21 protein-coding genes and 1 other RNA gene are annotated in these 23,653 nt (G+C 59.6%); 12 read left to right on the top strand and 10 right to left on the bottom strand.

Annotation, left to right across the window (positions count from 1 at the left end; translation table 11 throughout):
- Positions 1 to 9: 9 nt before the first annotated feature.
- From M0P56_RS10665 to secA, 8 genes are all read right to left on the bottom strand, one after another.
- Positions 10 to 1,401, bottom strand: a complete 1,392-nt coding sequence (locus M0P56_RS10665) for a dolichyl-phosphate-mannose--protein mannosyltransferase (RefSeq protein WP_291510011.1) — start codon at positions 1,399 to 1,401, stop codon at positions 10 to 12.
- 90 nt (positions 1,402 to 1,491) lie between these two features.
- Entirely contained in the window at positions 1,492 to 2,076 is a 585-nt protein-coding gene (locus M0P56_RS10660; protein WP_291510010.1) for a Uma2 family endonuclease, read from the bottom strand.
- Positions 2,077 to 2,137: 61 nt separating this feature from the next.
- Complete coding sequence (locus M0P56_RS10655; RefSeq protein ID WP_291510009.1) at positions 2,138 to 3,214, bottom strand: glycosyltransferase family 4 protein; 1,077 nt, start codon at positions 3,212 to 3,214, stop codon at positions 2,138 to 2,140.
- Positions 3,211 to 3,927: a polysaccharide deacetylase family protein gene (locus M0P56_RS10650; protein WP_291510008.1), complete on the bottom strand. Its 717-nt coding sequence runs from the start codon at positions 3,925 to 3,927 to the stop codon at positions 3,211 to 3,213. The genes M0P56_RS10655 and M0P56_RS10650 overlap by 4 nt, the downstream gene beginning before the upstream one ends.
- Positions 3,924 to 4,886 (bottom strand): glycosyltransferase family 2 protein, encoded by a 963-nt coding sequence (locus tag M0P56_RS10645; protein WP_291510007.1) that lies wholly within the window; start codon positions 4,884 to 4,886, stop codon positions 3,924 to 3,926. Before M0P56_RS10645 ends, M0P56_RS10650 begins: the two co-directional genes overlap by 4 nt.
- Complete coding sequence (locus M0P56_RS10640) at positions 4,887 to 5,876, bottom strand: Nudix family hydrolase (protein ID WP_291510006.1); 990 nt, start codon at positions 5,874 to 5,876, stop codon at positions 4,887 to 4,889. It lies immediately after the preceding gene.
- Positions 5,876 to 7,102 carry a bifunctional glutamate N-acetyltransferase/amino-acid acetyltransferase ArgJ gene (gene argJ / locus M0P56_RS10635; RefSeq protein WP_291510005.1) on the bottom strand — a complete coding sequence of 409 codons (1,227 nt, stop codon included), beginning with the start codon at positions 7,100 to 7,102 and terminating at the stop codon, positions 5,876 to 5,878. Before argJ ends, M0P56_RS10640 begins: the two co-directional genes overlap by 1 nt.
- Positions 7,103 to 7,111: 9 nt before the next feature.
- Positions 7,112 to 9,856, bottom strand: coding sequence for a preprotein translocase subunit SecA (gene secA, locus M0P56_RS10630; protein ID WP_291510004.1), 2,745 nt, complete (start codon positions 9,854 to 9,856; stop codon positions 7,112 to 7,114).
- Between the two features lie 50 nt (positions 9,857 to 9,906).
- Here secA and M0P56_RS10625 point away from each other — a divergent pair, with 50 nt between their 5' ends.
- Positions 9,907 to 10,425: a DciA family protein gene (locus M0P56_RS10625; RefSeq protein ID WP_367273214.1), complete on the top strand. Its 519-nt coding sequence runs from the start codon at positions 9,907 to 9,909 to the stop codon at positions 10,423 to 10,425.
- Here the strand turns inward: M0P56_RS10625 and lpxC are convergent.
- Positions 10,365 to 11,279: a UDP-3-O-acyl-N-acetylglucosamine deacetylase gene (gene lpxC, locus M0P56_RS10620; RefSeq protein WP_291510003.1), complete on the bottom strand. Its 915-nt coding sequence runs from the start codon at positions 11,277 to 11,279 to the stop codon at positions 10,365 to 10,367. The genes M0P56_RS10625 and lpxC overlap by 61 nt on opposite strands.
- 292 nt (positions 11,280 to 11,571) lie before the next feature.
- Here lpxC and M0P56_RS10615 point away from each other — a divergent pair, with 292 nt between their 5' ends.
- The 3 genes from M0P56_RS10615 to M0P56_RS10605 are packed head-to-tail and all read left to right on the top strand — an operon-like array spanning position 11,572 to position 15,307.
- Positions 11,572 to 12,192, top strand: a complete 621-nt coding sequence (locus M0P56_RS10615; protein WP_291510002.1) for a glutathione S-transferase N-terminal domain-containing protein — start codon at positions 11,572 to 11,574, stop codon at positions 12,190 to 12,192.
- 1 nt (position 12,193) lies between these two features.
- Positions 12,194 to 13,930 carry a long-chain fatty acid--CoA ligase gene (locus tag M0P56_RS10610; protein WP_291510001.1) on the top strand — a complete coding sequence of 579 codons (1,737 nt, stop codon included), beginning with the start codon at positions 12,194 to 12,196 and terminating at the stop codon, positions 13,928 to 13,930.
- A 6-nt stretch (positions 13,931 to 13,936) separates the two neighbouring features.
- A complete protein-coding gene (locus M0P56_RS10605) occupies positions 13,937 to 15,307 on the top strand; it encodes a CCA tRNA nucleotidyltransferase (protein WP_291510000.1) in 1,371 nt (456 codons plus the stop codon).
- Here M0P56_RS10605 and M0P56_RS10600 read toward each other — a convergent pair.
- A complete protein-coding gene (locus M0P56_RS10600; RefSeq protein ID WP_291509999.1) occupies positions 15,252 to 15,518 on the bottom strand; it encodes a hypothetical protein in 267 nt (88 codons plus the stop codon). The genes M0P56_RS10605 and M0P56_RS10600 overlap by 56 nt on opposite strands.
- A gap of 146 nt (positions 15,519 to 15,664) precedes the next feature.
- On the opposite strand from M0P56_RS10600, the gene rnpB reads away from it, so the two are divergent.
- From rnpB to mraY, 8 genes are all read left to right on the top strand, one after another.
- Positions 15,665 to 16,009: RNase P RNA component class A (rnpB, locus tag M0P56_RS10595), an RNA gene on the top strand.
- A 322-nt stretch (positions 16,010 to 16,331) separates the two neighbouring features.
- Positions 16,332 to 16,787 (top strand): division/cell wall cluster transcriptional repressor MraZ, encoded by a 456-nt coding sequence (gene mraZ, locus M0P56_RS10590; RefSeq protein ID WP_291509998.1) that lies wholly within the window; start codon positions 16,332 to 16,334, stop codon positions 16,785 to 16,787.
- Positions 16,784 to 17,749, top strand: a complete 966-nt coding sequence (gene rsmH, locus M0P56_RS10585) for a 16S rRNA (cytosine(1402)-N(4))-methyltransferase RsmH (protein WP_291509997.1) — start codon at positions 16,784 to 16,786, stop codon at positions 17,747 to 17,749. The genes mraZ and rsmH overlap by 4 nt, the downstream gene beginning before the upstream one ends.
- Positions 17,739 to 18,002, top strand: a complete 264-nt coding sequence (gene ftsL, locus M0P56_RS10580) for a cell division protein FtsL (RefSeq protein ID WP_291509996.1) — start codon at positions 17,739 to 17,741, stop codon at positions 18,000 to 18,002. The genes rsmH and ftsL overlap by 11 nt, the downstream gene beginning before the upstream one ends.
- Positions 17,999 to 19,783, top strand: coding sequence for a penicillin-binding protein 2 (locus M0P56_RS10575; RefSeq protein WP_291509995.1), 1,785 nt, complete (start codon positions 17,999 to 18,001; stop codon positions 19,781 to 19,783). The genes ftsL and M0P56_RS10575 overlap by 4 nt, the downstream gene beginning before the upstream one ends.
- Entirely contained in the window at positions 19,770 to 21,218 is a 1,449-nt protein-coding gene (locus M0P56_RS10570; protein ID WP_291509994.1) for a UDP-N-acetylmuramoyl-L-alanyl-D-glutamate--2,6-diaminopimelate ligase, read from the top strand. The genes M0P56_RS10575 and M0P56_RS10570 overlap by 14 nt, the downstream gene beginning before the upstream one ends.
- Positions 21,215 to 22,570 (top strand): UDP-N-acetylmuramoyl-tripeptide--D-alanyl-D-alanine ligase, encoded by a 1,356-nt coding sequence (gene murF, locus M0P56_RS10565; protein WP_291509993.1) that lies wholly within the window; start codon positions 21,215 to 21,217, stop codon positions 22,568 to 22,570. The genes M0P56_RS10570 and murF overlap by 4 nt, the downstream gene beginning before the upstream one ends.
- Entirely contained in the window at positions 22,570 to 23,652 is a 1,083-nt protein-coding gene (mraY, locus tag M0P56_RS10560) for a phospho-N-acetylmuramoyl-pentapeptide-transferase (RefSeq protein ID WP_291509992.1), read from the top strand. The genes murF and mraY overlap by 1 nt, the downstream gene beginning before the upstream one ends.
- Position 23,653 lies beyond the last annotated feature (1 nt).

Here is a 23,653-nt window from a genome sequence, read left to right as displayed (position 1 = left end):
TTTTGTAAATCATTCATGGCGTTCGTCCTTCTGGCCGCAAACTGTACCGCGACATAGCAACCATACGCCCTGATACCGTGACACAACGGTATAGCCCAGTGGCACCACCCCGGGGTAACTGATGACGAACCCGTTGGCCAAATTTGAAGGCGGCGTTACCAGCGGAGGACGCGGTCTAATCGCCAGGTCAATGTCTGCCGTCACGCCGATACCTACCCATGCCACGTTCGTAACATAGAGGGGTGCCCCACGAGTTTGCATGAGCACATCCCGCGCTATGGCGCCGATATGCGGGCGGAACCGCTCGGTATACGCGGGAAACGCCCACAGAGCGAAAAAATACTTGAGAAGGATGACTCCCATCATCCACTTTACAGCCAAACGCCGTGTCTTTTCGGCATCAACGACCCACCCCGCCAATACCAGTGCCACGACTCCATAGAGCGGCATCAGGTAACGGATCCCGCTTTGCGGCGACAGCCAATAAGGCAGGTAATTCACTCCTGCTATCCATAGAGCCGTCCGCACCTGCGGATCGTTCATGCGGGAGATCGGATGACGGCGCAACATGGCATACAACACGACGCCTCCGACTGGAAGCAACTGCCCGAGAGTCTGCGCAGGGAAAACAAAAAACTGATGCAAGTAATCCAGCAGTCCCTGCCCCTGTAATTTGTCGATGATGTCGTCGAACATTCCATGGGCCATGGTGCCGCCGGCAGAGGCCATGGCGTACCAGAGGACAGGAACCGCCAACGCCAGAAGATGTATGATCCAGGAAGGCCACGAAAACAAAAAACGCCAGCCACGGGTTTGGAAGGCCACCACGAATACTGCCACGCCGTAAAATACATAGGCGGTTAGTGCCTTGGTAAGAAAGGCACAAGACAACGCCAGTACGGCAATGGCGAAGAAACCAACACGCCGCTCTGCCACCGCAAGCCACCCAAGAAGCATGGCCAGCAAGCAGAAAAAGGCGAATAACGGGTCACTATACGCCAGCCAGCCATCGTAAAAGAGCACATCCCCTAATGTGATATACACCAAGGCAGCGAAAGCGGCTAGCCATCGTTCCTTCCAGACCCTTCCCGCAAACCATCCCACGAGCAGTCCGGAACCCACAGTCGCCAAACCTGCGATCAACCGTGCCGCAACTAACATGTGGGACCAACCAATCAACATCGACAGAACGGTGATGAGCCAGTTGTCCAAGGGCGGACGCCAATAGTCCTGTCCATACATGACAGGGGTGAGGATATGACCGTGATACCACATCTCATAGGACATGAGCGGGTAAACCGCTTCTTCCCCAGTATACTGGACGTTGCTGAGAGTAAAGACGAAGCTGGCCGCCGCGAGCGCAAAAAGCAGCCAGTAATTTCTGGTATTAGTTGTAGTCATTAGATCCGGTACCCTGATGGCGGAAAGCATGTGTAAAGCCCGAGTCGTCGGAGACACCCCTATCAGTTGGACGTGACATCATGGCTGCGTTCAATCCGTCTGCAGGGCCAAAGGCAGATCGACGCCGGTATAGATGTCCTCTACTGAAAGTGCCAGATCGACACATCGGAAGCGCAAACGGTCGCTTTCAGGGTCATTCAGCAACTCATACCACCAACCTTCAGGATGCCGGCGGAATGCCTCGACGACGGCCTTTTCGCTATCCACCAAAACATATTCCTGCAGGCTAGGAAGCGTCTGATAAGCTTGTAGCTTTTCACGACGGTCCACATTCGCCGTGCTAGCCGACAATACTTCGACGATAAGGCAAGGATCTTCCAGATAGAGGGTATCTCCGGACAATGGCACACCACAACGCAACACGACATCGGGGTAATAAAAGGCATCTACAGCTTCTACCCGCACTTTCATATCGCTGTTCAGAACCTGGCAGTGACTACCACGGGTCTTTTGCCAGAGCAGTCCATACAGGTTGCCCGCAATCTGGTTATGACGCAACTTGGCCCCGGCCATGGCATAGACCTGCCCGGCCACATACTCGTGGCGTATATCGGCGCGCTCCTCACCTTCCAGATACTCTTTGACGGACAAAGGCCGTAACATGGCTACCTGCATGACCTTTCCCCCTGCCTCAGCGAATAAACAGCCCCTATCATAAGACGTGGAAGCATCTGTGTCATCGCGCCAGGGTGGCCAGAAAATCGCGGGCGATGACAACCGCATCAAAGTGCCGGGCGTAATTCGGTCCGGCCCCAGCCAAACGCTCGCGCAGAGGGACGTCTGCTGCCAGCCGCAGAATGGCGTCCCGCCAGCCTGCCGTGTTTCCGGCAGGCAATAACAGACCGCTCCGATCCGCCGCAAAGCTCTCGGGGATACCCCCCATGGCCGCACCCAGCACCGGGGTGGCGCAGGCCTGCGCCTCCAGGCAAACCCGCCCAAAGGTATCCGGCTCGATGGAAGGTAGGGCAAGGGTATCCATAATGCTGTACCAAGGCATTGCCGGGTCTTGCCAGCCCAACAAATGGTGCCACGGCTTATCCTCCAGACGTGCGCGCAACTCCGCTTCATGGAGGCCTCCCCCCAACCACAGCCCATGCACCCGTGCATCTGTGGCATGCGCCGCGTCGATGGCGTCGGCAAGCATGAACACACCCTTGCCCCGGTGCCAGGCGCCGACAAAACCCACGAGAAAATCCTCATCTGCTAATTCCAAGGCGGCGCGCTGCCGCATTCGCGCCGTGAAATCACGCTGAAAATCTGCCAGGCGCAGGGGATTCGCCAACACTTCGACACGTTCTGCGGGCACACCCTGCAAGATCAGGCGCTCCCGCAAATAGGCAGAAATAGCGAACAGGCGCAGCGGCCAGCGCGAGAGCAGCCAGCGGGTGTTGGGCTTGAGTCGCAGGTCCATGTGCCGAAAGAGCGCAAGACGCCGCCCCTCACTGCGGCTGATCAGCGCCAGCGGCCAGTATTCCTTGCTGAAGCTGCCGATAACCCAGTCCGGCTGCACCCTGCGGATAGCCCGACGCAAGGCACGGATGCCGCCGGGATCGGCGCTGTTGCGGAAGACCCCGAAATGCCGGGTCACCGGCGCGGTCTCCAGCGCCTGCGCGATCCGTCCTTGCGGATGCACCAGACAATGCACCTCCGCCCCCTGCTCGGCCAGGGCGCGACTCAGGGTGATCATGTGCGTCTCCGTACCGCCACCGCCGGGGTTGGTGCCCACCCAGAGCAGACGCGGGGTGGCGGTCAATGGTGGTCCTCATGCCGGGTCAGCAGTTGCAGGGGGAAAACATGGGGCGCATGATGCCCGCCGACCATCACCCGCGGTAAATCCATGAGGTCAGCACCCGGCAAGATACGGCCCCGCCGCACCGTCACCGCGGCAACAAAGCCGGCGCGCCGGGCCGCCTCCCGTTCGCGCAGCCCCGCCGCACCATAGGGATAACAGAACTGAGTCACCGGCACCGCCAAAAGCCCTTCCAACTCGCGCTTGGATCCTGACACCTCGTCGTCCAACTCGGACTCACTCAGCTCCGGCAAACGGGGATGATGACGGCTGTGCGCCCCGATCTCCATTCCAGCCTCCCGCCAGCGATGTAGCTCATGCAGATTCATCAGTGGCTTATGTGTGCCTAACTGCTGCGCATCCCAGTGATTGTTGGTACCGATGGCGGCACTCACCACGTAGCAGGTTGCCGTAAAACCATGGCGCTGCAACACCGGCAAGGCATATTCGAGATTATCCCGATAGCCGTCATCCAGAGTAATCACCGCCACTTTGCCTTCCCGCTCTCCACGCAGATAGGGCATGGCTGCAGACATGGACAGCCCTTGATAACCCAACCAGTGCAGTAACGCCATTTGCCGGGCAAAACGCCGGGGGGAGATATAAAGGCCACGCAGCTTGACCCCCTTGGGAGCTGTTGCGACATTGTGATACATCAGAATGGGAATGGGTTTCACGCGGGTGGATCCAAATGAACAGTGTGGCGCACCACGTAGGTCTTTTTATCCTGAGACTCATGATAGATGCGCGCCAGCATCTCGCCGAGGATACCGGTGTTGAGGAATTGCAACCCTGCGAGGAAAAACAGCACGCCGGCAATCAGCATAGGGCGCCCCGAGATTTCCGCAGCAAAACCGAATTTATCGATGAAAAGATACAACAGCATAGCCGAGCCAATGCTGAGCAGCGCCAGCCCGGTCACCCCAAAGAAATGCATCGGACGCTGACTGTAGCCGAGAAAAAACTTCACAAACAACAAGTCCACCAGCACCCGCAAGGTGCGGGTGATCCCATACTTGCTCCGCCCCGCACGACGCGGATGATGGCGCACGGGCACCTCAACGATGCGATCCGTATAAGTCAGGGTGGAAAGCCAGGCCGGGATAAAACGATGCATTTCGCCATACAAGCGCACCCCCTTGATCACCGAGGCACGATAGGCTTTGAGGGTGCAACCATAATCATGTAAATAAACGCCCGTGAGACGGCGGATCAGATGATTGGCCATCTGCGACGGAATCTTGCGTAACAACAGACTGTCTTGCCGGTTTTTTCGCCAACCCGCCACCACATCCAGATTCTCCTCCAGCAAGCGCTGCGCCAGAGGCAGGATATCTTCCGGATCATTTTGCAGATCCGCATCCAGAGTCACAATCACCTCGCCCTGAGCCGCATCAATCCCCGCCTGCATCGCCGCGGTCTGTCCAAAATTTCGTTGCAGGTGGATGATTTTGAAACGCGCGCCGCGCGCCTCTGCCTCCCGGTCCAGCGCGGCGGCACTCCCGTCCCGGCTGCCGTCATCGACGATGATCACCTCGGCATCGGCGCCCCCCAGGACATTGCTGAGGGCCGCACACAGCGGCGAGACATTGCCGATCTCGTTGTAGAGCGGAATCACGACGGAAATAAGGGCCATTTATCCATCCCAATGCTGGAGAAAAGCACGAGCAGCGGCGGCAGGGTCCCGCGCTTCGAGAATACCGGAGAGCACCGCCACACCGCGCGCGCCAGCAGCCAGCGCCTCCGGCACCCGTGCTGCCGTCATTCCGCCGAGCGCAATGACGGGCAGAGACGATTCGGCGGCCATCGCCGCAAAAGCCCGGGATCCCAGCGCCGCCGTACCCGGATGACTGGAGGTGGGGAAAATCGGTGAGAGAAAGGCATAGCGCGCCCCCAGACGCGCCGCCTGCTGCAAGCCCACCGCGTCATGACAGGACACGCCAAACGCTTCATCGGGTTTTACGCCTGCCTCTAACTGAGCCTGGGTCAGGTGGCGACCAGACCGCGGCCAGTCGGGCAGGGGATCAGGATGATTGAGATAGACCTGCGCGTCTCGTGCCAGCGCCCCGGCGCACAGTGCCGCCAGCACATCGGCGCTAGAGTCATCCGACACTACTTTGCAACGCAACACCAGCCAGCGCAATCCGGCACCGAGCGCAGCTTCCAACGACCTCTGCAAATCGGGCAAGGACACCCTGCCCGGATCGGCAATCAGACAGAGCGGCGGCTGAGGCAAGGCCTCCGCCAATACGGCCGCCGTCATGCAGAGATTCGCGGGCAGGCATTCCAACGCAGGAATTTCCCAGGGATACATCCAGCGCACTTCCTGTCCTTCCCGGCCGTGCGCCGTGCCCGTCCAGTGCCGCACCCGGTAGAAATGCAGACGCACCGTCCGCTCCGGATAGGTATACTCCAGCACCCGGAAGGGTTCCGGCGCGGTTACCGTAATCCCCAGCTCTTCCCAGAGCTCCCGGACCAGCGCCTGTTCCGGTGTTTCACCCGGATCGACTTTACCGCCTGGGAACTCCCAGAAGCCCGGCCAGGGCTTGCCCTCCGGGCGCAGTGAAACCAGCAGGCGCCCGGAGGCATCTTCAATGATTCCGGTTGCGACGGGAACAGTGGGCATCAGCTACGGTAATCGGCGTTGATACGTACATAGTCATAGGACAGGTCACAGGTCCAGATTTGCGCTTCGGCGGCCCCTCTGCCGAGATCAACCCGTACCAGGATTTCCTCCTGAGCCATTGCCGCCTGCCCCGCCGCCTCACTGTAATTGGGGTCGCGGGCGCCATCCCGCACGATGCGCGTATCGCCCAGCCAGACCTGCACCCCATCCACTTCCAGGTCGTCCACGCCCGCTGAACCGATGGCCGCCAGCAGGCGCCCCCAGTTCGGGTCAGAAGCAAAGAACGCCGTCTTGATCAAGGGACTATGGGCCATCCGGTAAGCCACCTGCAGACACTCTGCTTCGTCACGCCCGCCCCGGATATGGATCGGAATAAACTTGGTCGCCCCCTCGCCATCGCGCACCACGGCCTGCGCCAACCACTGCGCCACCGCCGTGATGGCGTCTCTCAGGCTTACGTAGCGGGGATCTGTCGCCAAAAGGACGGGCGGCAGCGCCGCCCGTCCCGTTGCCATCAGGATGCAGGCATCGTTGGTAGAGGTATCGCCATCCACCGTAATGCGGTTGAAGGACTGTGCCATGGCCTCTTGCAGGCACTGCTGCAAGGCTGCCCCATGCAAAGGGGCATCGGTGGCGATATAGGCCAGCATCGTGGCCATATCCGGGCGGATCATCCCCGATCCCTTGGCCATACCGGTCACTGTGATCGTAATGCCATCCAGTTCCACCTGATGGGAACAGGCCTTGGCGATGGTATCCGTGGTCATGATCGCTGCCGCAGCCGCCTCCCATTGATCCTCGGCGAGTCCGGCAATGCAGGTTGGCAGTACTGCGGCGATCTTCTCCGCCAGCGCCACTGGTTCGCCGATCACACCGGTGGAAAAGGGTAGCACCGCCCCCGGCGCACAACCCAACTGTTCGGCCACCACCCGACAACTCGCCTCTGCCGCCTGCAAACCGACTGCGCCGGTACCGGCGTTGGCATTACCCGTATTGATCACCAGCGCCCGCACGCTGGGGCCGCCTACCAGATGACGCTGCGCTATCAGCACGGGCGCAGCGCAAAAGCGGTTGCGGGTAAAAACGCCCGCCACCTGGGACCCTTCCGCGAGATGGATCAGGGTCAGATCACGACGATTCGCATAGCGAATGCCCGCCTCCGCCACGCTCAGGCGAACCCCCGCTATGGGCAGGATATTCCGGGGAGGGTGGAGACCGACGGCCATACGTTTTCCTTATTGCAAACGCCCGTGACAATGCTTGTATTTTTTACCGGAACCGCAAGGACAAAACTGATTCCGCCCCACCTTGTCATCATTGACTACGGGACGATGGCCAGCCTCCTGTTCGCCAATAATTCCCAGCCCCGCCAATGCAAGGCCCTCATCTTCAACAGCCGACGCTGCGGCCGCCGCGAAATCTGGATGGGAGAACTGCAAATGCTGCGGTTGGGCGGCACGGGCAATGGCATCCCAATCCGTTGGCTCTGCTGGCGTCGGGCTCACATGCAGTCGGGACAAGGTACTGATCACTTCTTCGCGCAACTGATCCAGCATCGTGTTGAACATGACCAGAGACTCCCGCTTGTACTCCTGCTTGGGATTCTTCTGGGCATATCCACGCAGGTGAATGCCTTCACGGAGATGATCCATGCTCGCCAGATGATCCTTCCAGTGACTGTCCAGAACCTGCAGCAGGATGGACTTCTCAAAGTGACGGGCCATTTCACTGCCCATGAGTGCTTCCTTGGCCGCATAAGCAGACAACACCATTTCCATGATCCGCTCGCGCAACGCGGCGTGGGCGAGGCCCTTATCCTGCTCCAGCCATTGTTCGACCGGGACCTGCAGACCAAAAACCCGCTCCAGCGCCGATTCCAGGCCGGGTAGATCCCAGCGTTCTTCCATAACGCCTTCAGGCGCAGTATCGGCCAGCACCGCGTCGAGGACGTCATCACGCAGCGCATGGATTTCCGAACTGACATCATCCGCATCCATGAAGGCATTACGCTGCTGGTAGATGATCCGGCGCTGCTCATTGGCCACATCATCGTATTCCAGCAATTGTTTGCGGATATCGAAGTTGCGACTTTCCACCTTGCGCTGGGCATTCTCAATGGACTTGGTCACCCAGGGATGCTCAATCGCCTCACCTTCCTTCATCCCCAGCTTCTGCATCAGACCGCCCAGCCGGTCACTGCCAAAAATGCGCATCAGCGGGTCATCCAGAGAAAGATAAAAACGCGTAGTACCGGGATCACCCTGGCGAGCGGAGCGCCCCCGCAACTGGTTGTCTACCCGCCGCGATTCATGACGTTCGGTGCCGACAATATGGAGTCCGCCCGCCGCTATCACCGCATCATGCAACCCCTGCCAACCATCCTTAAGTGAATCGATCCGTTGGGTTTTTTCCTCTTCTTCCAGATCCGGATTGGCCAGCACCATATCCACCTGATGCCCAACATTGCCGCCCAACACGATGTCGGTACCACGCCCCGCCATATTGGTAGCGATGGTCACCATTCCGGGTTTGCCGGCCTGGGCAACGATCTCGGCTTCGCGCTGATGCTGCTTGGCATTCAGCACTTCATGGGGAATCCGTGCCTGCCTGAGATGGTGGGACAAAAATTCGTTATGCTCGATAGAAGTGGTACCCACCAGTACCGGCTGACCACGCTGCTGACAGTCGCGGATATCCTCAACAATGGCCGTCCACTTTTCCTGGCTGGTGCGATAGATGAGGTCAGCTAGGTCCGTCCGCCGCATCGGCTTATGAGTCGGTATCACCACCACTTCCAGCCCGTAAATCTGATTCAGCTCAAAGGCCTCGGTGTCCGCAGTACCAGTCATGCCCGAAAGCTTTTCATACATGCGAAAATAATTCTGGAAGGTGATGGAGGCCAGGGTCTGGTTTTCATTCTGAACGGCCACCCCTTCCTTGGCTTCCACCGCCTGATGCAGACCATCGGACCAGCGCCGCCCGGACATCATGCGCCCGGTGAATTCATCAACAATGCAAACCTCTCCGTCGCGGACAATATAATCCGTCTCCCGCCGGTAGATCACATGGGCACGCAGCGCCTGATTGAGATGATGGACCAGGGTAACATTGGCCAGATCATAGAGATTGCCGTCACTCAGTAGGCCGCTTTCTGCCATCAAGCGTTCCGCCTTTTCGATCCCCTCTTCCGTGAGCATCACCTGCCTGGCCTTCTCATCGACCGTATAGTCCTCATCGACCACAAAATTTCCGACGAGTTTGTCCACCCGGTAGTAAAGGTCGGTATTCTCTTCGGTGGGACCGCTGATAATCAGTGGGGTACGTGCCTCGTCGATAAGGATGGAGTCCACTTCGTCGATGATGGCGTAGTGAAGGCCGCGCTGCACCCGGTCGGCCGGAGAAAACGCCATGTTATCACGCAGATAATCGAAACCGAACTCGTTATTGGTGCCGTAGGTGATGTCAGCAGCATAAGCGGCGCGGCGCTCCTCGCTGGAAATATCCGAGAGGATGGTACCCACACTCAGGCCCAGAAAGCCGTGAATCTTACTGACCCACTGAGCATCACGGCTGGCCAGATAGTCATTGACCGTCACTACATGCACGCCCCTACCCTGGAGGGCGTTGAGGTAGGCGGGCAGGGTCGCGACGAGGGTCTTGCCCTCACCGGTGCGCATTTCCGCAATTTTACCTTCATGCAACATGCAGCCACCGATCAGCTGCACGTCGTACTGGCGCATGCCCATCACCCGCTGAGTCACCTCACGCACCACCGCAAAAGCCTCGGGCAACAAGGCCTCGAGTGATTCACCGTGGGCCACCCGCTCTTTAAAGAGCATGGTCTGTCCGGCCAGGGTGGCATCGTCCATGGATTTGTAGTGATCTTCCAGGGCGTTGATCTGCGCCACGACGGCACGGGCCTTCTTGATCAGGCGGTCATTGCGACTGCCAATGACATGGCGGATGATGGTTCCAAACATGAGCACACAAGCCTAGGTAAAAAATATCGAGCAGGGTAGCATGAAAGCCTATGGATGATAAACGACGACGTACCTGGCGCCCCATGACGCAAAACCCTTCCGGGCCGATCGGAGAGGTCTGCCGTCGCGGAACACTATTACGTGAGCGCCAAATGGACTGGAATGCGTTACTCTCACTGGAGGCACAGGACCATACCTGGCTGGTGGATTGGTCCGGGGGGGTGCTGAGTGTGCTCTGTCAGAGCCCGGTGTGGATTTCATGGTTACGAAGAAATGAAAAAAACATACTGAAACAATGGAATAATCGCTTCCCAAACACTCCAGCGCAGCAAATCACAGCCTCGGTGCGACCATGGTCATACCGGCTGCCGCAACCAGCCAAAATCCCGATAGTGCCTCACATTTCAGCGGCGGCGGCCCAAGCGCTGCGCGCAGAGGCCGAGGCCGATCAAATGCCAGAAGCCATAGCCGTCGCGCTTAAGCGCCTAGCAGCCACTCTGGACAGCCTTCAGACAGAGGCTGTCGCCAGTGCCTCAGCAAAGGAAAATGGCGCGCGCCTCTCGGAGTAATCCACAAACTCCCAGGCATCCTGACGAAGAAGTAACGCCCGCAGTAGATTGTTGTTGAGGGCATGCCCTGCCTTGTGACCAGAAAAATGCCCCACCAGCGGGTGGCCAAGCAGATAGAGATCGCCGATGGAGTCAAGCACCTTGTGGCGCACGAACTCGTTGGTGTAACGCAGACCTTCTTCATTGAGCACGCGGTAATCATCGACCACAATGGCGTTATCGAGATTGCCACCGAGGGCGAGCCCCATGCGCCGCAATGTCTCGACTTCGCGCATAAAGCCGAAGGTACGCGCACGTGCCACTTCCTTTAGATAAGACGTTCGGGCGAAATCGACAGTCACTTCCTGACTGCCATTTTTCATCACGGGATGATCGAAATCGATGGTAAAGCTCACCTTAAAACCTTCGAAGGGCTCCAATTGCACCCAACGATCACCATCTTCTGCCCTGAGGGGCTTGGTGATACGGATGAAACGCTTGGGTGTATTTTGCTCTTCGATCCCAGCGCACTGGATGAGGAATACAAAGGGCGCAGCGCTACCATCCATGATCGGCACTTCCGGTCCATCGAGATCTACATACGCATTATCAATACCCAAACCCGCCAGGGCCGACATCAGATGCTCAATGGTACCGACCCGTATCTGACCATCACCGATATTGGTAGACAGGCGAGTATCCACCACATGCAGAGGGTCGGCCTTGATCCAGGCGCCACCCTCGATATCGCTACGGTGGAAAACGATCCCGGTATTCACCGGCGCCGGGCGCAGGCCGATATACACCTTCTTGCCACTGTGCAAGCCGATACCGGTGCCCCAGATCATATTTTTGAGCGTGCGCTGACGGATCATGTTCCCTTTCGCGATCTCGGGGATCGCCCTCCCGCTAAATGCGTGTGGCCCACTTTACAACTTTTGTTGTCTCTATACAACTAACCGACTGGTCAGGCAGTGTACAGCGACCTGCCACCCTTGACAATATTCCGTTGACATTTATTAACACATCCGTTGACTGTCTTTATTTAGCGGGTCGGTGCGGTTCATCACCCCAAGGCGCATCTGGTTATGTATAATCCAACGGATCAGGCGACCGCGGTACCGTGGTCGCACCAAAACAAGTTTCTCCAATACAAGGACGTATATCATGGCGACCCCCAGCAGCAAAAAAACTCTGATGACCCTTTACTCCGACAACGATTGTGTTTTTGCGCACCGCGTCCGCTTCGTTCTGGAGGAAAAGGCCATGGAGTACCAGACCATCGACGTTGATCTCGCCAATAAGCCAGAAGATCTCGCGGAACTCAACCCCTACAATCAGGTGCCTACCCTGGTAGATCGTGATCTGGCCATCCACGAATCCGTCCTCATCATGGAGTATCTGGATGAGCGTTTTCCGCACCCCCCGTTGATTCCAGTGGATCCCATCTCCCGCGCCAAGGTGCGCCTGGGTCTCTTACGTTTCGACCGCGACTGGTTCGCACCGCTCTTCCAGCCGGGCTACAGTGCCGAGCAGGTCAAAACGGCTAAGGAGCAGATCCGCAGCACCCTTGCCGGACTGAGCAGCATTTTCGGGCAGCAGCGTTTCCTCTTCGGCGATGAACTCTCGGTGCTCGACTGCGCCATTGCTCCACTCCTGTGGCGCCTGCCAGTTCTGGAAATCGGCCTGCCTGCGGCGGCCCGCGCCACCCAGGAATATATGGACCGCCTCTTCAACATGGAAAGCTTCAAACGCAGCCTGACGCCCGTCGAAAAGGCCATGCGCTGACATGGTCGTCGACCTCGCCCGCCTCCAGAGCCTGCCGGAAGGGCTCTTTGCACGCTGCGCCCGCGATCCCGACAGAACTATTGCCCTGCAACGACAGGGCAATGCTTTTCAGCCGATGACGGCAGCGACCTTCGCAGGACATGTAAAGGCAAGGGCGCGGGGACTTCTGCATTTGGGTGTACGTCGGGGCGAGCGGGTCATTCTGATGGCGCCCAACTCCCTGGATTGGGCGATCATGGATTTTGCCATCCTCAGCGTTGGCGCCGTTACCGTTCCGCTCTACCCGACGTTCAGCCCACGCGAGATTCACTATGTGCTGGGCGACAGTGGCGCCGGATTGATGCTGTTGGAAGGCGCTGGTGAGTGGCATCGCATGGGCGTGGGCTGGGGCGTGCCCGGTGATCGTATTCTGTTGCGCGATGCGGCCGCCGCGCAGAACGCCGGGCTGCGCCACTGGGCGGCGCTGGAGAACGACGGCGCAGCCATACCCGATACCGGGTTGGAAGAACATCTGGCGGCAATACAGCGTCAACAAACCGCAACCATCGTATATACCTCCGGGACGACGGGCTGGCCCAAGGGCGTTATGCTCAGTCACGGCAACATCCTGAGCAATATCGAAGGGTTCGTTCCGTTGGTGCCACTGCATGCCGGACAACGCCTGCTCTCCATTCTGCCCCTCTCCCATGTTTTTGAACGGGGCACGGGGCACTTCGGCGCCTATCTGCTGGGGCTGGAAGTCGCCTACGCGGAGCGCCCGGACACCGTCCTCCGCGATATGGAAGCCTCTCATCCAGACATTATGATCGCCGTGCCACGGGTCTTCCAACTGCTCTATAGCCGGGTACGACGGGGTATCGAAGATCGACCGGGCCTGCTCGGTCGTTTTCTGCGTCGAGGAGCGGGTATTGATCCGGAGGGACGTCCCGCAGCGCGCTGGCAGCGCTCCCTCACCCGCCGCCTGCTGGTCCGCAATCTCCGCAAAAAGCTGGGGGGACGCTTGCGTTTCTTCGTCTCTGGAGGCGCTCCACTGGATGCTGAAATTGCTCGGTTTTTTATTGAGTTGGGGCTACCTGTTGTTGAGGGCTACGGCATGACCGAGGCGAGTCCGGTGATCGCCGCCAATCCACTGGAGGCCATTCGCCCGGGAACCGTGGGACAGTTCCTACCCAATCTGGAGGGACGTATCGCTGCTGATGGCGAAATCCTGGTGCGCGGCCCATCCGTCATGCTGGGCTACTGGAACAATGAGAGTGCCACGCGCGAGACACTGGTAGACGGCTGGTTACACACTGGCGACGTGGGCAGCCTGGACCCGGACGGTTATCTGCGCATCAGTGACCGCAAGAAAGACCTGATCGTGAATTCTGCTGGCGAGAACATTCCGCCGCAGAAGATTGAGATGCGATTGATGGCGCAAGCGCTGATCGACCAAGCCGTCGTCTTCGGCGATCGCATGCCCTATCTCATGGCCCTTATTTTTCCCAATAAGGAACTCCTCACAGAACGTGTCGGCATTCACGCTGACGGTACCGCAATCCGCAAGGCCATCCAAGCGGCCATCTCGACCGCCCTCGCCGATCTGCCCTCCCACGAACAGGTACGGCGTTTCGCCTTGCTGCCAGAGGCACTGAGTGAGGCCAATGGCGAACTAACCCCCACCCTCAAGGTGAAACGGCGCATCGTCGCCGAACACTACGCCGAGCTGCTGGCGCAAATGGGCCATGGCAAAGGCTGATCTCCCATGCTACTTACGCCGCCCGCTGCACTGATTCCCATTCTAACGGCCTTGCAGCGGACGGGGGCGCGGGTCTTGGTGGTAGGAGGTACACCGCGGGATGCTCTGCTCGGTGTGATCACCCACGATTGGGATCTGGAAATACACGGATTGGGCGAGGCCCGTTTGGCCGAATGTCTGGAGCCTTTCGGCGCCCATCGGGTAGGTGGCCGCTGTGCAGTCTGGGTGGTGGCCGGTGCGGAGATTTCCCTGCCACAGGCACGGGGCGGGCAAATCAACCCCCACCTGCCCTGGGCCATCGCCGCCCAGCGGCGGGATTTTTCGGTCAATGCTCTGGCCTGGGACTGGCAAGCTCAGCGCCTCTTGGACCATGTTGGAGGAGTAGCGGACCTCCACGCACGGCGGCTCCGCGTAGTAGCGGCCGACACTTTTGGGGAAGACCCTCTGCGCGTTTTCCGCGCGGCCCGGTTGGCCGGCCAGTTAGGCTTTTCTATTGAAGCCCGGAGTGCCACACTCTGCCGCCAATTGGCACCCCGCCTACAAGATGTCCCCCAGGAACGCATACGCAAAGAGTGGGAAGCACTGCTCCTGCGCGGCGAGCATCTGATCCGGGCCTGGGATAGTCTCGCCCTTACTGGCAGTATCACCCGATTCCCCGAACTCCGTGCCCTGCAAGCAGTACCCCAGCACCCCGATGTTCACCCGGAAGGCGATGTCTGGATATACACCGGGCGAGTGCTTGCCGCTGCCAGCCAACTCCGCAGCGGCGACAAAACGCGCGACACCATACTCATGCTTGGCGCCCTACTGCACGACCTCGGCAAAGCCAGCACCACCCGGCGCGACTCCCAAGGTCGCTGGCGCGCTTTCGGACATGAACGGACACGAGTCGCCGCCGAGACTTTCCTAAGCCGCTACTTTCCCGGCAACCATCTCAGCCATCAGGTGCTGCCCCTCATTCGCTGGCACGGCACGCCTTATGCCCTGCACCGCGATGGCGCGGGGCGCGCCGCCTACGCCCGCCTTGCCCTACAGGTCCCTGACCGCCCCTTACTGCTGGATCTTGCCCTGGCAGATGGGCGCGGGGCAGGCACAGAGCGTCCTCCAGCCATAGAGGTCACCCGCAAGATATGGCAAGAGATGAACGTTTGGTCCGGTCTCCCGGATCCGCTGCTAAAGGGGGCCGACCTGATGGCACTGGGACTCGCCCCCGGGCCACGGTTGGGTAAGGCGCTGGCACTTGCCCACGAACTGCAGGTGATCGGTGGTTACCACGATCACAAACCGCTGATCGCGGCGTTGCGCCGGCGCCTGCCCGAACTCAGTCTCCGAGACGACCGTGTTTATGGACCGCCGTCGCGTTTCCCCAGTGACTAACGTCCGGTACCTGGACCCCCACCCACCAGTAGGTAGCGACACTGTCCCGCCCATGACCGCCGACAAGGCTTTGCCCCGACGCCAGGTACACATGCTGTAAATGCTTCCGCGCATCCTCACGACTCCGGAAAACAGACCAGGCCACCACCCGCTCCATCGGCGTAGTGGAAGGCACTTCCCGTGCTTCATCGAGAAAACTGTCGTTGATCATGGCACTCCACCCCCTCTATGGCCATCGCAGCGGGCCACGGTGGGCCCCCGAGGACAATGGCGATCGTGTCCCACAGTATAGCGCGCGAAGTCCGATCCTGCGTTTTTCTTCTGACAGCAGGCCATAAAACGCGTATGATCCGCGACGGAGTGGGCCAGACGACCGCCGCGGAGCAATCCGGGGAGGAAAGTCCGGGCTCCATAGGGCAAGGCGCCGGCTAACGGCCGGGAGGCGTGAGCCTACGGAAAGTGCCACAGAAAATATACCGCCAAGCGCGCAAGCGCCGGTAAGGGTGAAAAGGTGCGGTAAGAGCGCACCGCATTTCCGGTAACGGAAATGGCAGGGAAAACCCCGCCTGGAGCAAGACCAAATAGGCGTGCGATACCGTGGCCCGCGGTGCACGCGGGTAGGTTGCTGGAGCCTGCGCGCAAGTGCAGGCCTAGAGGAATGGTCGTCCACGACAGAACCCGGCTTATCGGCTCACTCCAATTTTTACCACACATCCCATATTATTCTGGACAGGCACCCTGAAAACAATAAATAAAACACATTAAAATCAATAATATAAAAAATCCCTACGAATAGGATATGCTCATTTTATTATCCCGCAATATTAAACTTACAGTCCATTTTGCGCCATGTAATCCGATGATTGCAGAAACCCCTTCAAGTAGTTTATTTACTCTTTATAAACATGCTCTAACATGCCGTAATTATTCGTTTTTCTCCTTGACAGCGGACGTTCCTCCCTCTAATCTTCAAATGGTGGGGGGAAGTGGGGCAAAGTGGAAGAATTTGGAGGAGGGCGCAGGCATGTTTAGGGGAACGCATCGGCACAGTCTGGACAGCAAGGGACGCATGAATGTCCCAGCGCGCTTCCGCGACTGGCTGAGCGCCCACTGCGACGGGCAACTCATTGTCACCATCGATGCCCAGAGCCAGGAAGGAGAACGCTGCCTGATCGCCTACCCCCTGCCCACCTGGGAAAAGGTCGAACGCCGCATCGCCGAACTCCCCAGCAACAATGCCGCAGCCCGTCAGTTTCAACGTCTATTTGTGGGGCAGTCCGAAGAGCTCCGCCTGGATGCCCAAGCCCGCATCCTCCTTTCCCCCAACCTGCGCAAATTCGCCGAGCTGGACAAAGAACTGGTACTGGTAGGTCAGATCGACAAATTTGAAATCTGGGATGCGGCCCGTTGGGATACCTGCCAGGAAAACTGGCTGGCCAACGCCAATGGTTTCGCTAGCTTGGGTGATCTGGTCCTGTGAGAGGTGAAAATGAACAAAACACAGCACACGTTGCAGTTCTTCTGGCAGAAACCATCGCCGTCCTGCGTCCGGCATTCCATACCGGTACACCGGTGCGCTGCGTCGACGCGACCGGCGGACGGGGCGGCCACAGTTCGGCCTTGCTGGCTGAACTCGGGGCGGCAGACACCCTGCTCATCCTCGACCGCGACCCGACCGCCATTGCCGCGCTGCGCGCACGCTTCGCGAAGGATTCCCGGGTATATATCCGTCAGGCATGTTTCAGCCAATTGGCCAATGAGCTTGCGGCGCTGGAATGGGAGAGCGTGGACGCCATTCTCGCCGACCTCGGCGTTTCTTCCCCACAACTGGATGAGGCAGACCGCGGCTTCAGCTTCCTGCGCGACGGCCCTCTCGATATGCGCATGGACCCCGAGGCAGGCATGAGCGCCTCCGAATGGCTGGCCATCGCACCCGAAACGGAAATAACGCAAGTGTTGCGCGAATATGGCGAGGAACGTTTTGCCCGCGCCATTGCCCGCGCCATCCTGCGGGCACGGGAACAATCCCCCATCACCAGAACCTTGCAACTGGCGGACCTGATCGCCGAGATACTGCCCCGTCACGAAATCGGGCAGCATCCGGCCACCCGCAGTTTTCAGGGCATCCGCATTTTCATCAACCGCGAACTGGAGGAACTGGAAACATTTCTCCCCCAGGCCATGAATGCGTTGCGCGCGGGTGGACGACTGGCGGTGATCAGCTTTCACTCTCTGGAAGATCGATTGGTAAAACGTTTTTTCCGCGCTGACGATTATCGTATCAGCACGGATATACCCCTGCGTGCCAGCGAGCTCCCGCCCCTGCCATGGCATCCTGTCGGTAAAGCCCTGCGGGCTGGCATCCGGGAAATTCGCGACAATCCCCGTTCCCGCTCGGCCGTGCTGCGGACTGCCGAAAGGAGTGAACGCCATGCGGCGTAGCACCATTATTTTCGCCCTGCTGATTACCGCCACGCTGTTCGGCATCGTCGCGGCTAGAGAGAATACCCGTAGCCAATTCATCGCTTTACAGAAAGCCCAGGCCAGACATTTCGCCCTTGACAACCGTTGGGGCCAACTCCAACTGGAACAGGCCACGCTCGCTTCCAATGCCCGCGTGGGAGATATCGCGCGCCAAAAACTCGGGCTCTCAGCCCCCAAAAACGATCAAATTGTCATGGTCAGAGCACCATGATCTATCCCGGCGCCTCCTTCCTCTCGCCGCCACCCGCCACGCTTCCCGCATGGCGGGCGACTGCGGTGTGGGCAGTGCTTGCGTTGGGTTTGGCGGCGATCATGGCGCAAGCCTGGCGCGCGCAGGTGGAGCACGGTCCGTTCCTACGCGATCAGGGCGCGCAACGTTATCTGCGACACTTTGCCTTACCGGCGCAGCGCGGCCCCATTCTCGATCGTTCCGGTAAGGCGCTCGCGCTGTCCGTCCCAGTGCAAACCCTCTGGGTAGACCCCCGGTTGTTTAACCCACAGCAGGCACGCTGGCCACAAATTGCCGAAGACCTAGGGATCAGCGCAACCGCCCTTGCCGCACGGATCCATAGCGGTGGCAGTCGGTTCGCGTTCCTCGCCCGCCAGATTGCACCGGAACGCGCCGCGACCATTCTCGCCCTGCATGTGCCCGGTTTATACAGCCTTAACGAAAACAGGCGTTACTATCCCTCCGGCAGCATAGCCGCGCCATTACTCGGTTTTACCAATGTAGACGGGCGCGGCATTGAAGGGCTGGAGATGGCCTATAACCAGTGGCTGCAAGGGAAGGCGGGGGAAGAAACCGGGTTGCGCGATAACCTGGGACATCCGCTGGCGATCCTCGGCACTGCCAGGCTGGCACAGCCCGGTCAGACACTGACCCTGAGTATTGACCGCAACATCCAGTATGTGGCATATACCGCCCTCGCCTCTGCCGTACAGCGTTTTCAGGCGCATTCCGGGGCAGCGGTACTTATGAATGTGCACACTGGCGAAATCCTCGCCATGGTCAGTTATCCCTCTTTCAACCCCAATGAGCGTACGGATTATCAACCCAGTCTTTACAACAACCGTGCCGTCGCCGACACTTTCGAACCAGGCTCGGTGATGAAACCTTTTACCATCGCAGCAGCTTTGGATGACGGCAGCATTCAGCCGAATTCCACGTTTGATGTGAACACCAACTGCTTTCGGGTGGCCCATTACTGCATTCAGGACGATATTCGCCACGGCGTCCTCGACCTCGCTCAGGTGCTCAAGTATTCCAGCAACATTGGCGCGGCGAAGATTTCCTTGCAGACGCCGCCTGCCGATCTATACCAGATGCTGCGCAACGTCGGCTTTGGGCAAGTGAGCGGCTTAGAACTGCCAGGGGAGACGGGCGGCACGGTTCCCGCATGGCGGGGTTGGGATGTGGCGCGGCGTGCCGCCATGGCTTACGGTTATGGTCTCTCCGTCACACCTTTGCAGCTAGCGGCGGCTTATGGCGCCATTGCCAATAACGGCGCCTATGTCCAACCCACCTTACTGCGCAAGATCAGCACCCACCCCCCGCACAGTCAACAGGTTATCCCGGTCGCCACTGCGGCGCGACTGCGCGACTGGCTCGCCGGGGTGACCAGTCGGGGCGGCACCGGTTTCCTTGCTGCGATTCCTGGCTATTCGGTAGCCGGGAAAACCGGCACGTCCATCATGGCTAATGGCAAGGGCGGCTTTCATAAGCATAAGGTGAATACCACCTTTGTCGGCTTCGCGCCCGCTAACCATCCGCAATTCGTCATGGCCGTGGTGGTGCGTGGGCCAACTCAGGGCTGGCGTTATGGCGGGGTAGTCGCCGCCCCGGTATTTCGGGTAACCATGAGCGCTGCCCTGCATCAAATGGGCGTACAACCTGATGTCAGCGTCAGCGCCTGGAATGCTGCGACGGGGAAAGCCATGACTGCAGACCAGGAGCGGCGTTGGGCCGAGGGGGCTGGCGATGCTGCACACTGAGACACTCGCCAGCCTGTTGCCCACCACTCCGGCTGCCATGGCAGGGATTGCCTTGCATGGTATTGAAACCGATACCCGCCGCCTGCGGCCGGGCATGCTCTACGTCGGATTGAACACCAACCATGGTGATGGCCGGCAATTTTTGGCACAGGCTTGGGCGGCAGGTGCAGTCGCAGCTCTGTTAGAGAGCGGTGAAGAGAGCACTTACACTGAACAGAATCACCTCGTCTGGCAAAGCCCGCAGGCACGGGCTCTGCTCGGTAGGTCACTGCGCCGCTGGCATCGCTGGGACGAGGGTCAGGCGCCCGTCATCATTGGTGTTACCGGCACCAATGGCAAGAGCAGCGTCACCCGCCTCATTGCCGAACTCGCGCCGCAGCCCGCAATGGTCATCGGCACCCTCGGCTACGGCCGCGTGGATGCGCTTATCGCCCACGCCAATACCACACCGGACCCAGTCCCTTTGTGGCAGACCCTGGCCACGCTGCGCGATCAGGGTGCCAAGGTCATCGCCATAGAAGTCTCCTCCCATGCGCTCGCACTGGAACGGATTGCAGCAGTACCCTTTGCCGCTGCCGTATTCACCAATCTTAGTCGAGACCATCTTGATTTTCATGGGGACATGGCGCACTACGGCGCAACCAAAGCCCGCCTCTTCCAGACGCCAGGCCTCCAGTTGGCCGTAGTAAACAGCGACGACCCATTCGCTCGACAGGTCGCTGCCGCTGTGGCACCGGAAGTCCGGCAACTGCGCTTCGGGGTAAAGAGCGGAGATTACCAGGCTGTCGAGTTGCATCCCGGTGCCAGCGGTACCCTGCTCGACCTGCATACCCCTACCGGCCCGCGGCGCCTGCGCAGCCCCCTCATCGGCAACAGCAATGTCCAGAATCTGCTGGCCGCGCTGGCCACCGTCGAAGGTATGGGCTGGCCGGTCAGTGACACCGCTATCGCCGGACTCGACTTGCCGGAAGGTCGTTATCAGCGCTTGGCTCCGGTCCCCGGCAGGGCACAGGTGATGATCGACTATGCCCACACCGCCGACGCACTGCAGCGGGTGTTGACCGACCTGCGCGAAATCGCTAAAGGTACCGTGACCGTGGTCTTTGGCTGCGGTGGTAATCGGGATCGCGGCAAACGTCCAGAAATGGGGCGGGTAGCCGAACGCCTTGCCGACCGCGTCATTCTCACCGACGATAACCCACGCAGCGAGGCGCCCGAAGCTATCGTTAACGACATCCTGGGCGGTATGGAATGGCCCGATCGGGCTATCGTGATTCATGACCGCGCGGCGGCCATCCGCACCGCCATCACTGCATCACGGGCAGGAGATTGGGTGCTCATCGCCGGTAAGGGACACGAGCGCATCCAGGAGATATTGGGGCAACGTTTACCCTTTCAGGACCGCAGCGTTGCCGCGGAGGTGCTCCGCACATGATCCGCTATTCACTGAAAGAAATCGCTGAAATAACTGGGGGCAAGCTGTTGCCCGGCAGCAATGGCCGCAAAGAAATTCAGGGCATCGCTACGGACAGCCGTCAGCCGATGACGGGACAACTTTTTGTAGCATTGCGCGGCGACCGCTTCAATGGCGAGGACTTTGTGCCTGATGCTCTTGCTCAGGGCGCCGGTGCCGTGCTGACGGGCACCCCTGTCGCAGCACCCGGCGTCTTGGTAGGGGATGCCCTGATAGCGTTGCAGACACTGACCACTCACTGGCGGCAGCGTTTCAGCCTGCCGCTGTTGGCAGTGACCGGCTCCTGCGGCAAAACAACGGTCAAAGAAATACTCACCGCTATCCTTAACGAGTCAGGCCCGGTACTCGCCACACGCGGTAATCAGAACAATCACGTGGGTGTGCCTCTGACGCTTGCTCGGCTCGGCCCGGAGCATCGCTACGCGGTGCTGGAAATGGGCATGAATCACTCCGGCGAACTCACCCTCCTCAGCAAGCTGGCGCGGCCCACCCTGGCCCTGATCAACAATGCAGCCCCCGCGCATCTGGAAGGCCTTGGCAGCGTTGCCGCCATTGCTGCTGCCAAAGGCGAAATTCTCTCCGGGCTCGACGACCGCGGTCTCACCATCCTCAATGGCGATGATCCCTTTGCGGGTTTCTGGGCGGAACGGGCGCCGGGCGAGGTTTGGCGCTTCAGCTTAGAGCATCGTCCGACGCGAGTGCGCGGGCACTGGCGCGCCCACGAACAGGGTGGCGGACATCTGGAGGTGCATGCTCCACAAGGTCAATTCACACTGGAGATTCCCTTGCCCGGTCAACACAATGGCCGCAATGTCCTGGCGGCCACGACCGCGGCGCTAGCGCTCGACATTCCCATTCCGCAGATTCAACGGGCGGTGGCCGCACTGAAGGCCATCCCTGGACGTTTGCAGTGGTGCTCCGGCCCCCATGGCAGTCGAGTTCTGGATGACACTTACAATGCCAATCCTGCCTCCCTGGAAGCCGCTCTGCGCGTGCTCGCCGCGCAGAGCGGCCAACGCGTTCTGGTCCTCGGTGACATGGGTGAACTGGGTCCCGAAGCGGCACTTTACCACCGGCAGGCGGGGACGCTGGCGCAGCAACTCGGTATTGAGCGGCTTTACGCACTTGGCCCGCTGGCGGCGGAAGCAGCCGATGCCTTTGGCGTCAACGCCGACGCCTTTTCCGAATTGCCCCCTTTACTGGTCGCCCTGCAAAGTCGCCTGGACGAAGACACCGTGGTGCTGATCAAAGGCTCTCGCGCCGCCCGCATGGAGCGTGTTGTCCAGGTCCTAACCGGGGGGGGGGATGCCTGATGCTCTACGCCCTCTTTATTCAACTCGGCAGCCTTTATCACGGATTTTACGTTTTTCAGTATCTGACCCTGCGCGGCGTATTGGCCATCCTGACTGCATTGATACTCTCGTTGCTCATCGGTCCTTTTTTTATCGCCCGCCTGCGCCAGTACAAAATCGGCCAGATGGTCCGCAACGACGGCCCCGAAACCCACCTGAGCAAGCAAGGGACACCCACCATGGGCGGAGCCCTGATCCTGCTGGTAGTCATCCTGACGACGCTGCTCTGGTCAGATTTGAGTAATCCGCTGGTCTGGGTGGCGGTCTTCACTACCCTGGCCTTTGGTGCCATCGGCTTCATCGACGACTGGCGCAAGCTGCGGCGCAAAAACACCAAGGGACTCTCAGCGCGAGCCAAATATGGTTTACAGTCGCTGGTGGCCTTCGCCGCAGCGGGGGTGCTCTACACGCTGGCCAGCAGGCCGGTAGAGACCAGCCTGATCCTGCCTTTCATACCGCATGTGCTGATTCCGCTGGGCATCGGTTTCATCCTGTTCAGCTATTTCGTGATTGTCGGCACCTCCAATGCCGTCAATCTGACCGACGGACTGGATGGCCTAGCCATTGTACCAACAGTCATGGTCTCAGCGGCTTTAGGAATATTTGCTTACGTGTCCGGCAACGCGGTCTTCGCCCACTACCTGGATGTGCCCTGGGTGCCGGGCTCCGGCCAGATGCTGATTTTCTGCGGAGCACTGGTGGGTGCGGGGCTCGGTTTTCTTTGGTTTAACACGTATCCGGCCGAGGTTTTTATGGGCGATACCGGCGCCCTCGCGCTGGGCGCGGCACTGGCCATCGTCGCCATCGTCGCCCGTCAGGAACTCGTGCTGGTCATTATGGGCGGCGTTTTTGTGGTAGAAACCTTATCCGTCATCATCCAGGTGGCCTCCTTCCGGCTCACCGGCAAACGGGTCTTCCGCATGGCGCCCCTGCACCATCATTTTGAGAAAAAAGGCTGGCCCGAACCCCGGGTGGCGGTCCGTTTCTGGATCATCACCGTGATTTTGGTCCTCGTCGGTCTTTCCAGCCTGAAGATACGCTGAC

The sequence above is a fragment of the Acidithiobacillus sp. genome, from assembly GCF_023229925.1.
In the GTDB taxonomy this organism is placed as follows: Bacteria; Pseudomonadota; Gammaproteobacteria; order Acidithiobacillales; family Acidithiobacillaceae; genus Acidithiobacillus.
This window is presented reverse-complemented; position numbering and strand designations above follow the sequence as displayed.

Bases quoted from the DNA above. Each gene is read 5' to 3' on its own strand.
- M0P56_RS10665 (WP_291510011.1), bottom strand. From the start codon at position 1,401: ATGACTACAACTAATACCAGAAATTACTGGCTGCTTTTTGCGCTCGCG.
- M0P56_RS10660 (WP_291510010.1), bottom strand. From the start codon at position 2,076: ATGCAGGTAGCCATGTTACGGCCTTTGTCCGTCAAAGAGTATCTGGAA.
- M0P56_RS10645 (WP_291510007.1), bottom strand. From the start codon at position 4,886: ATGGCCCTTATTTCCGTCGTGATTCCGCTCTACAACGAGATCGGCAAT.
- M0P56_RS10640 (WP_291510006.1), bottom strand. From the start codon at position 5,876: ATGCCCACTGTTCCCGTCGCAACCGGAATCATTGAAGATGCCTCCGGG.
- argJ (WP_291510005.1), bottom strand. From the start codon at position 7,102: ATGGCCGTCGGTCTCCACCCTCCCCGGAATATCCTGCCCATAGCGGGG.
- secA (WP_291510004.1), bottom strand. From the start codon at position 9,856: ATGTTTGGAACCATCATCCGCCATGTCATTGGCAGTCGCAATGACCGC.
- M0P56_RS10625 (WP_367273214.1), top strand. From the start codon at position 9,907: ATGGATGATAAACGACGACGTACCTGGCGCCCCATGACGCAAAACCCT.
- lpxC (WP_291510003.1), bottom strand. From the start codon at position 11,279: ATGATCCGTCAGCGCACGCTCAAAAATATGATCTGGGGCACCGGTATC.
- M0P56_RS10615 (WP_291510002.1), top strand. From the start codon at position 11,572: ATGGCGACCCCCAGCAGCAAAAAAACTCTGATGACCCTTTACTCCGAC.
- M0P56_RS10610 (WP_291510001.1), top strand. From the start codon at position 12,194: ATGGTCGTCGACCTCGCCCGCCTCCAGAGCCTGCCGGAAGGGCTCTTT.
- M0P56_RS10605 (WP_291510000.1), top strand. From the start codon at position 13,937: ATGCTACTTACGCCGCCCGCTGCACTGATTCCCATTCTAACGGCCTTG.
- M0P56_RS10600 (WP_291509999.1), bottom strand. From the start codon at position 15,518: ATGATCAACGACAGTTTTCTCGATGAAGCACGGGAAGTGCCTTCCACT.
- mraZ (WP_291509998.1), top strand. From the start codon at position 16,332: ATGTTTAGGGGAACGCATCGGCACAGTCTGGACAGCAAGGGACGCATG.
- ftsL (WP_291509996.1), top strand. From the start codon at position 17,739: ATGCGGCGTAGCACCATTATTTTCGCCCTGCTGATTACCGCCACGCTG.
- M0P56_RS10575 (WP_291509995.1), top strand. From the start codon at position 17,999: ATGATCTATCCCGGCGCCTCCTTCCTCTCGCCGCCACCCGCCACGCTT.
- M0P56_RS10570 (WP_291509994.1), top strand. From the start codon at position 19,770: ATGCTGCACACTGAGACACTCGCCAGCCTGTTGCCCACCACTCCGGCT.
- murF (WP_291509993.1), top strand. From the start codon at position 21,215: ATGATCCGCTATTCACTGAAAGAAATCGCTGAAATAACTGGGGGCAAG.
- mraY (WP_291509992.1), top strand. From the start codon at position 22,570: ATGCTCTACGCCCTCTTTATTCAACTCGGCAGCCTTTATCACGGATTT.